At 46.6% G+C, this 6,728-nt stretch carries 9 protein-coding genes; 4 read left to right on the top strand and 5 right to left on the bottom strand.

Annotated features, from left to right (window positions below):
• Positions 1 to 36 precede the first annotated feature (36 nt).
• Complete coding sequence (locus PF479_RS14845) at positions 37 to 1,536, top strand: ABC transporter ATP-binding protein (protein WP_298007989.1); 1,500 nt, start codon at positions 37 to 39, stop codon at positions 1,534 to 1,536.
• Positions 1,536 to 2,330, top strand: coding sequence for an energy-coupling factor transporter transmembrane protein EcfT (locus PF479_RS14840; RefSeq protein ID WP_298007987.1), 795 nt, complete (start codon positions 1,536 to 1,538; stop codon positions 2,328 to 2,330). The genes PF479_RS14845 and PF479_RS14840 overlap by 1 nt, the downstream gene beginning before the upstream one ends.
• A gap of 25 nt (positions 2,331 to 2,355) precedes the next feature.
• Here the strand turns inward: PF479_RS14840 and PF479_RS14835 are convergent, their stop codons facing one another.
• Positions 2,356 to 3,147 (bottom strand): inositol monophosphatase family protein, encoded by a 792-nt coding sequence (locus PF479_RS14835; protein WP_298007985.1) that lies wholly within the window; start codon positions 3,145 to 3,147, stop codon positions 2,356 to 2,358.
• A gap of 100 nt (positions 3,148 to 3,247) precedes the next feature.
• Between PF479_RS14835 and PF479_RS14830 the strand changes: the two genes are divergently transcribed.
• Both PF479_RS14830 and ilvE read left to right on the top strand, forming a co-directional pair.
• Positions 3,248 to 4,060, top strand: a complete 813-nt coding sequence (locus PF479_RS14830; protein WP_298007983.1) for a TrmB family transcriptional regulator — start codon at positions 3,248 to 3,250, stop codon at positions 4,058 to 4,060.
• The gene (ilvE, locus tag PF479_RS14825) at positions 4,060 to 4,911 is read left to right on the top strand and encodes a branched-chain-amino-acid transaminase (RefSeq protein ID WP_298007981.1); all 852 of its coding nucleotides are present in this window, start codon (positions 4,060 to 4,062) and stop codon (positions 4,909 to 4,911) included. The genes PF479_RS14830 and ilvE overlap by 1 nt, the downstream gene beginning before the upstream one ends.
• Before the next feature lie 124 nt (positions 4,912 to 5,035).
• On the opposite strand, the gene PF479_RS14820 is transcribed toward ilvE, so the two are convergent.
• The 4 genes from PF479_RS14820 to PF479_RS14805 all read right to left on the bottom strand — a co-directional run bounded on the left by PF479_RS14820 (position 5,036) and on the right by PF479_RS14805 (position 6,385).
• Entirely contained in the window at positions 5,036 to 5,404 is a 369-nt protein-coding gene (locus tag PF479_RS14820) for a hypothetical protein (protein WP_298007979.1), read from the bottom strand.
• Positions 5,405 to 5,424: 20 nt separating this feature from the next.
• Positions 5,425 to 5,673, bottom strand: coding sequence for a hypothetical protein (locus PF479_RS14815; protein WP_298007978.1), 249 nt, complete (start codon positions 5,671 to 5,673; stop codon positions 5,425 to 5,427).
• Between the two features lie 246 nt (positions 5,674 to 5,919).
• Entirely contained in the window at positions 5,920 to 6,189 is a 270-nt protein-coding gene (locus PF479_RS14810; RefSeq protein WP_298007976.1) for a type II toxin-antitoxin system RelE/ParE family toxin, read from the bottom strand.
• Complete coding sequence (locus PF479_RS14805) at positions 6,173 to 6,385, bottom strand: ribbon-helix-helix domain-containing protein (RefSeq protein ID WP_298007974.1); 213 nt, start codon at positions 6,383 to 6,385, stop codon at positions 6,173 to 6,175. The genes PF479_RS14810 and PF479_RS14805 overlap by 17 nt, the downstream gene beginning before the upstream one ends.
• Positions 6,386 to 6,728 lie beyond the last annotated feature (343 nt).

Raw genomic sequence — 6,728 nt, 5'->3', positions numbered from 1 at the left:
GTCCTGATTCAATGAACAGCCACTGTTGATTCTCAGATGAAAGATCTGGCCTGCAAAGTCGGTTATGTGTTTCAGGACCCGGAATCCATGTTCGCCACACTGTCTGTGGAAGATGAAATTGCTTTCGGACCTGAAAATCTCCTTTTTGAAAAAGAAGAGATAAGAATGAGCGTTGAAGAGCTGCTTGATCTGACAGGCATTGAGGAATACCGACATAATCTGGTTTGGAATCTCTCGGGCGGTCAGATCCAGAAACTGGGACTGGCCTCTGTACTGGCGATGAAACCTCGTCTGATCATACTGGATGAACCAACTGCCAACCTTGATCCCATTGCAACGAGACAGGTCCATGAACTGATACTCAGACTCCGGGACGAAGGCATCACCATTCTCCTTGTCACAAGAGAGCTGGATGATTTTATATCTGAAGCCGAACAGATCCTGGTTCTTCACCGGGGCTGCATCGTCAGTAGCGGGGAACCCTATACCCTCCTGAATGAACAGGGAAATGAAATAGAATCCCTCGGCATCTGGCTTCCTGAAACAGTTGAAATTGGTCTGGGACTGATCCGGAAGGGTTACTCTTTGGATAGGATTCCCATCACAATAGAGGAAACTCTGGAGATGCTGTTTTCTCTGGGCATTTTGTCAGAAGGAAGCATTCTGGAAGCCGAGAATAAAACATACAGAACTCACGAAGACCCGCCTTTGATTATCGGAGAGGACATTCATTTCTCCTATGGGAATGACCAATATGCCCTCAAGGGTATTTCTCTGAATATTTTCAAGGGCGAGATGCTTGCCATTGTGGGGAGAAACGGAGCCGGAAAAAGCACTCTGGCCAAACTTTTGATCGGACTCAATAAGTGCAGGCAGGGAAGCCTGGTACTCTTCGGGAAAAAATCGGCCGACTGGAAAGTCCCGGATCTGGCCAATCATATTTCCCTTGTCTTTCAAAATCCGGAACACCAGTTCCTGACGGATACAGTGGCAGATGAAATTGATTACAGTCTCCAGTCCAAAGGCCTGTTTGATCCTGAAAAATTAAAGGAAGAACGGAACAAACTGCTGTCTCTTCTGGAGCTGGATGACTGTCAGGATGTGCATCCTTTTGCCCTGAGCGCCGGAAACAAGCGCCGTCTGGGTGTGGCCACCATGCTTGTGGGAGATCCGAAAGTTCTGATTGTGGATGAACCCACCTATGGACAGGACAGAGAAATGACAGAAACCCTCATGAATATCATGCTGGAAATCCAGAAACGAGGTGTTTCTGTAATAATGATCAGCCATGACATGCGCCTGGTGGAAGAGTATGCCGACCGGGTAGCCGTATTCAGTGAAGGATTAAAACACTTTGACGGAATCCCCACAGATCTCTTTAAGGAGCCGGAGATTCTGGAAAAATCGAACCTCCAGCAGACCCTTTTAAACCAGATGCTCAGAAAAATGGAAGCTCATGGTATTACTGTGAATGGCCATATTCCCGGAACCAGAGCCTTCCTGGATCTTCTGCTTCAAAAATCGGAGGGAACCTGATGTCACAGAGTAATTTTTTAAGCTTTAAAGACAGGAAATCCCTTCTGAACAGAACCTATCCCTTTGTCAAACTGATCTGGGTGTTTATGGTTGCCCTTGGACTTTTTACTTTTAAGACGCCCATATCCGGAGCTGTCTTATTCAGCCTGATCCTGCTGATGACTCTCACCGCAGGAAAAATTCATTTTATGGAAATACTGCGAAGCGGTTTCATCGTCTTCGGTCTCGGTTTCATTCTCATGATATTTCACTTCTTCATAGATCCGGGAACCACTGTTTTTTCCTTTGGATTTCTGAAAATATCAGACTATGGCCTGATACAGGGACCTGTTTTCTTTTTCAGATTATCTGTCATTGTTCTGGCAAGTTTTTTACTGATCTGGACGACAGATACCAGGGATCTGATGACCTCATTAGTCAAAGTCGGTATGCCCTACCGCTATGCCTTCACCATCTTTCTTGCCCTGCGTTTCCTGCCCCTTATTCAGAAAGAGGTCGAAGCAGTCAAGGCGGCTCACTCTATCCGGGGAAGAACCACAGGCTCCGGTTTGGGGCACCGCATTAAACTCTGGCAGCGATATGTGTTTACCATTCTGGTCAATGGCATACGGAAGGCGGAAATCACAGCTGATGCACTGGAGTGCAGGGCCTTCGGATACAAAGATAAAAGGACATACCTCAAGGATGTGCATTTTAAAAAAACCGATATACTGCTGCCTCTGATAACGGGAATTCTGCTCTTTCTTCTTATATATATGGAACATACAAGCTGGAGAGCCCTCTTCGGGGTTTAAATCAAGTTGAGGATGCTTCTTTCAGTTATCTAATGAAGGGTCTGATCACAGATATGCATTCGTCGTGGATCAGACCGTTTGTTGCCAGGATTTCCCGGGGAAGACCGTCGAGGTCACCCTTATAATCCGTAACCTCTCCTCCCGCTTCCTCCAGAACCAGCATTCCTGCGGCTATGTCATACAGATTGATATGCTTTTCCCAGTACCCGTCCATCTGGCCGCAGGCCACAAGGCAGAGATCTAGGGCGGCAGAACCACCCCGGCGGATATCCCTGATACGGGGCATCATATCGCAGAAGAGAGGCAGGTTGGTCTGCTGCATCCCCGCGCGGATGCAGCAGAATCCGGTGGAGAGAACAGCATCTCCCAGACGATCGATGGCCGAAACAGATATTGATTTTTCATTAAGGAAGGCTCCTTCCCCCCTCCTTGCCGTAAACAGATCGGCCAGGGCAGGAGCAAATACCGCTCCCAGTTCCAGGGTACCCTCCACTTCCAGGGCAATGGAAACAGAGTACTGGTACTGTCCGTGAAGGTAGGAGATTGTGCCGTCGATGGGATCGATGATCCAGCGGCAGGCATGTGTTCCCGACTCACCCTCTTCCTCTCCTAGAATGGCGTGGTCCGGGTATCTCTCCAGAATCCGTTTCCTGAGGAGGACTTCAACGGCCTGATCCGCCTCTGTCACCAGGTCTTTATCGGTCCCCTTCTGCTCCACCCGGAGGCTCTTAAAACTCTCCCGGTATTCAAGGGTCAATGCACCGGCTTCAATCATTATTTTTTTCAGGAAATCCTGAGCTTCATTCAAATCAATCATAGCCATATATCCTATCAGATCATAGATTTCGTAATAAGTACCCCGAAAAATACAAGACAATTGTTGACAAAACTCTAAACCCTGATTTATATTGACTACCATGGTAGTCAATATAAAAGAAGAGTTAAAACAAACCGGGCTGAGCGACTATGAAGCCAGAGCCTATATGGCCCTGCTGGAAGAAAATCCTCTCACGGCCTATGAAACAGCCGGACTAGCCGGCATTCCTACATCTAAGATATACGGCGTCATCAAAAAGCTGGAGGAAAAAGAGCTTGTTCTGGAACTCACAGAGAAGAACAAGAAGCGCTACATTCCCCAGGAACCGGAAGAATACATCTCTTCCTACCGCTTCAGAATGGAAAAAACCCTCTCCTCCCTGTCGGAAGAACTGAAAACCCCGCCCCGTAAAAAAACGGTGTCCTATGTTTGGAATCTCAGCAATCGTCCCGCCCTGCTGGAGAGGGCTGAAAAAATGATTTCCCGCAGCCGAAAGAACATCCTGATTTCTCTTTGGGCTGAAGAGTTTTCCCTGTTGGCGCCGCTGATCCGGAAAAAAGAAGCCGAAGGGGTTCAGGCCGCAGTCGTGCACTTCGGAAGCGTGACAGAACAGAGCGGCCGGATCTTTGAACATCCCATCAAAGACACCCTCTATGAAGAAAAGGGAGGCCGGGGGTTCACACTGGTCTGTGACGGATCAGAGGCCCTGTCGGGTACCTTCTCTCCGTCCTCCACCGAGGGAGCCTGGAGCCGGGGCAAGGGTTTTGTCACCCTGGCGGAAGACTATATCAAGCATGACATTTATATAATGAAAATCGTCAGGCGCTTTGATTCCCCACTGGTAGAAACCTTTGGTGAGGGTTACAGCCTGCTGAGGGATATCTATACCGATGAGGACAAGGGAGAAAAGTAATGGAGATATACATTGACGGAGAATGGTTTGATAAAGAGAACGCCAGGGTCTCGGTTTATGATCATGGACTCCTCTATGGGGATGGACTGTTTGAGGGGATAAGGATCTATGGCGGCAAAATCTTCAAACTGAAAGAGCATATTCTGAGGCTTTTCGAGGGGGCCCGGGCGATACGCCTGGAACTGAACCTGTCTCTTGAAGAAACGATGGCTGCCGTAGAAGAGACAGTCAGAAGAAACAACAGAAAAGAGGGGTATATCCGTCTTCTGGCCACACGGGGCAGAGGCCCCCTCGGGATTGATCCCTTTTCCTGCCCCCGCAGCACCCTGGTGATCATTGCCGATGACATAAGCCTCTACCCGGCTACACTGTATAAAACCGGAATTCCCATCATCACCGCCTCCACCAGACGTCTCAGTGCCCGGATTTTTGATCCCCGGATCAAAAGTCTCAACTACCTGAACAATATCCTGGCCAAGATAGAGGCCAGGGATGCGGGTTGTCCTGAAGCGGTTATGCTCAGTGAAGAAGGCTATGTAGCCGAGTGTACGGGTGACAATATTTTCATTGTGAAAGACGGGCATCTCCTGACACCAGCCTCGTGGCACGGCTTACTGGAAGGGATCACAAGAAATACTCTGCTGGAATTGGCTGAAAAAAAAGGGATTCCCAGCAAGGAAACCACCCTCACCCGGTTTGACCTGTATACGGCGGATGAGTGCTTTCTCACGGGTTCGGGGGCGGAACTGATCCCGGTGATTTCCGTCGACAAGCGGATGATTGGAGACGGAAAACCCGGTCCCCTGACGGCCCGGATGATGAAGGCCTTTACTGAGCTCATTTACAGCTAAAAACGCTAGAAGCTGTCATGGTTTTAATAAACGTTCAATTACTAACCTTGCGGGCTAGCCAATGTCATTTTGCTACGCAAAGCTGCCTTTCGAGCAAGGGATTTTCTGTTTTGCTCGATCTTCATCAAACAGTCTTTGATCCCGGTAATTCAGATAGATTTACCTTTTCATAAGCCCCTTTTTTCTTGTCTTCAGGGTGGGGTTCAATTCCAAGAACAGTTATTTCTTTCTGATCAGGTCCATAAACCCAAAAGATCCTACCTGCAGCCGGGGTGTTATTTTCCAGATAAGATTGCCATACTTTCATGCCATATCGTCGACTCAATGATTCAATATCATGTGAATTCAAACTATTATGTTTGGGATTGCTACTCAAAAAAGAGAGGGCTTTATGTAATTTTTTGAATAACTTCTCTTCTGTTTTATTTAACTGGCCAGATCTTTTTTTGGAAACAAGATCGTTCCAAAAGTGTTCCATTTCAGGAACTCCCATCAATATCTCAAATTGCAACATCAGTCCACGTCAAATTCAGACAAGTCGATGGGTGCAGAAGTTTTTCCTTCCTTGAGATTGGAAATAGCCTGATCCATCATTACAAGGGTATTTTTAGAAAAGATATTTGGATCAACCAGAACTCTTGGTCTAAGCTCAATGTGACCGTCATCAAATTCAATAACATGAAAGTGGTCGTACTGGGCTTTTCTAACTGTTAATCTATTTTTTGTATCCAGCTTTGTATCATATTCTTTTAATACAGTCATATTTACCTCACCTGTGGGATTTCCCACTCTTATTCTAAAATATAACTTTAAAACCTGAGGTTATCAACAATAAAACCATCTTAATATTGATATTTACATCTGAGACTGGTGGTATGACTTTCAATTTCTATCCTACCAGGTCCACCTGGTATTTACTCATTCTAAGCAAAGCCGCCTTTCGAGTAAGGACTTTGCGGTTTCTCTGGATCCCCGGATAATTTGTATTTACATTTTCTCAATAGAGAATCAATCCGAATAGACATTCTTTCGAGGTCCTACTATAACAACAAGAATTACTATTTCATGATCGAGAATATCGCAGATAATCCTGTAATCCCCGACTCTGTATCTCCAGAGGCCTTTTTTGTCACCCACAAGAGCCTTCCCCTTATCTTTTGGATGTTCTAGTGTAGCGACTTCATCTTCAAGATAGTCAAGGATCTTTCCCAGCCATTTTCGATCTATCTTTTTTAACTGCTTCCTGGCCGTAGCAGTAAAATCAACGCTCCAGGCCAAGTTCTTTTCTCACATCGTCAATTGAGGTACGAGGTTCTTCTTTTTCCAGAACGGCAAGAGCCAATAGGTATTCTTCCCTTTCTTCCAGGTAGTTGTTTATGGCTTCTTTCACATAATAGCTTTTGCTCCGTCCGGTTTCTTTTGCCAGACGGGTCAGTTTATCTTCAACAGACGAATCAAGACGTACTGCTAACATAAATGACCTCCCGTGTATAACAAGTATAACACTGCCATTAAAATCAATCAATTCTGCAGTTGTTACAATTTAAGTCGGACGGAAGCCATATCAAAAGTTAAATATTCATAGAGATAGCCGCCAGGCTTCGTAACATCCGGCTCAGCTGCAGGCCAACGGCCTGACTCCTGCAGCCTCTTTGTTACGATGATCAATTCCCATTCTATCCGGCAGATGATACCCGTTGTTCCGCGCCAGCTGACAATTCCCCTACGTGCCTGTTGATGTTACCAGAGATTGACAATAGGCATTGCCGAATAAAAACATCCGGCAATGCCTGCCTCCGACTGCCGGAAGTGCCCCT

The organism is Oceanispirochaeta sp. (assembly GCF_027859075.1).
Lineage (GTDB): Bacteria > Spirochaetota > Spirochaetia > DSM-2461 > DSM-2461 > Oceanispirochaeta.
The sequence above is the reverse complement of the archived record's forward strand: the minus strand, read 5'-3'. Positions and strand labels throughout refer to the sequence as shown.

Coding starts and splice junctions, on each gene's coding strand:
- PF479_RS14835 (WP_298007985.1), bottom strand. CDS start 3,147: ATGATTGATTTGAATGAAGCTCAGGATTTCCTGAAAAAAATAATGATT.
- PF479_RS14815 (WP_298007978.1), bottom strand. CDS start 5,673: ATGACTGTATTAAAAGAATATGATACAAAGCTGGATACAAAAAATAGA.
- PF479_RS14820 (WP_298007979.1), bottom strand. CDS start 5,404: ATGGGAGTTCCTGAAATGGAACACTTTTGGAACGATCTTGTTTCCAAA.
- PF479_RS14805 (WP_298007974.1), bottom strand. CDS start 6,385: ATGTTAGCAGTACGTCTTGATTCGTCTGTTGAAGATAAACTGACCCGT.
- ilvE (WP_298007981.1), top strand. CDS start 4,060: ATGGAGATATACATTGACGGAGAATGGTTTGATAAAGAGAACGCCAGG.
- PF479_RS14840 (WP_298007987.1), top strand. CDS start 1,536: ATGTCACAGAGTAATTTTTTAAGCTTTAAAGACAGGAAATCCCTTCTG.
- PF479_RS14830 (WP_298007983.1), top strand. CDS start 3,248: ATGGTAGTCAATATAAAAGAAGAGTTAAAACAAACCGGGCTGAGCGAC.
- PF479_RS14845 (WP_298007989.1), top strand. CDS start 37: ATGAAAGATCTGGCCTGCAAAGTCGGTTATGTGTTTCAGGACCCGGAA.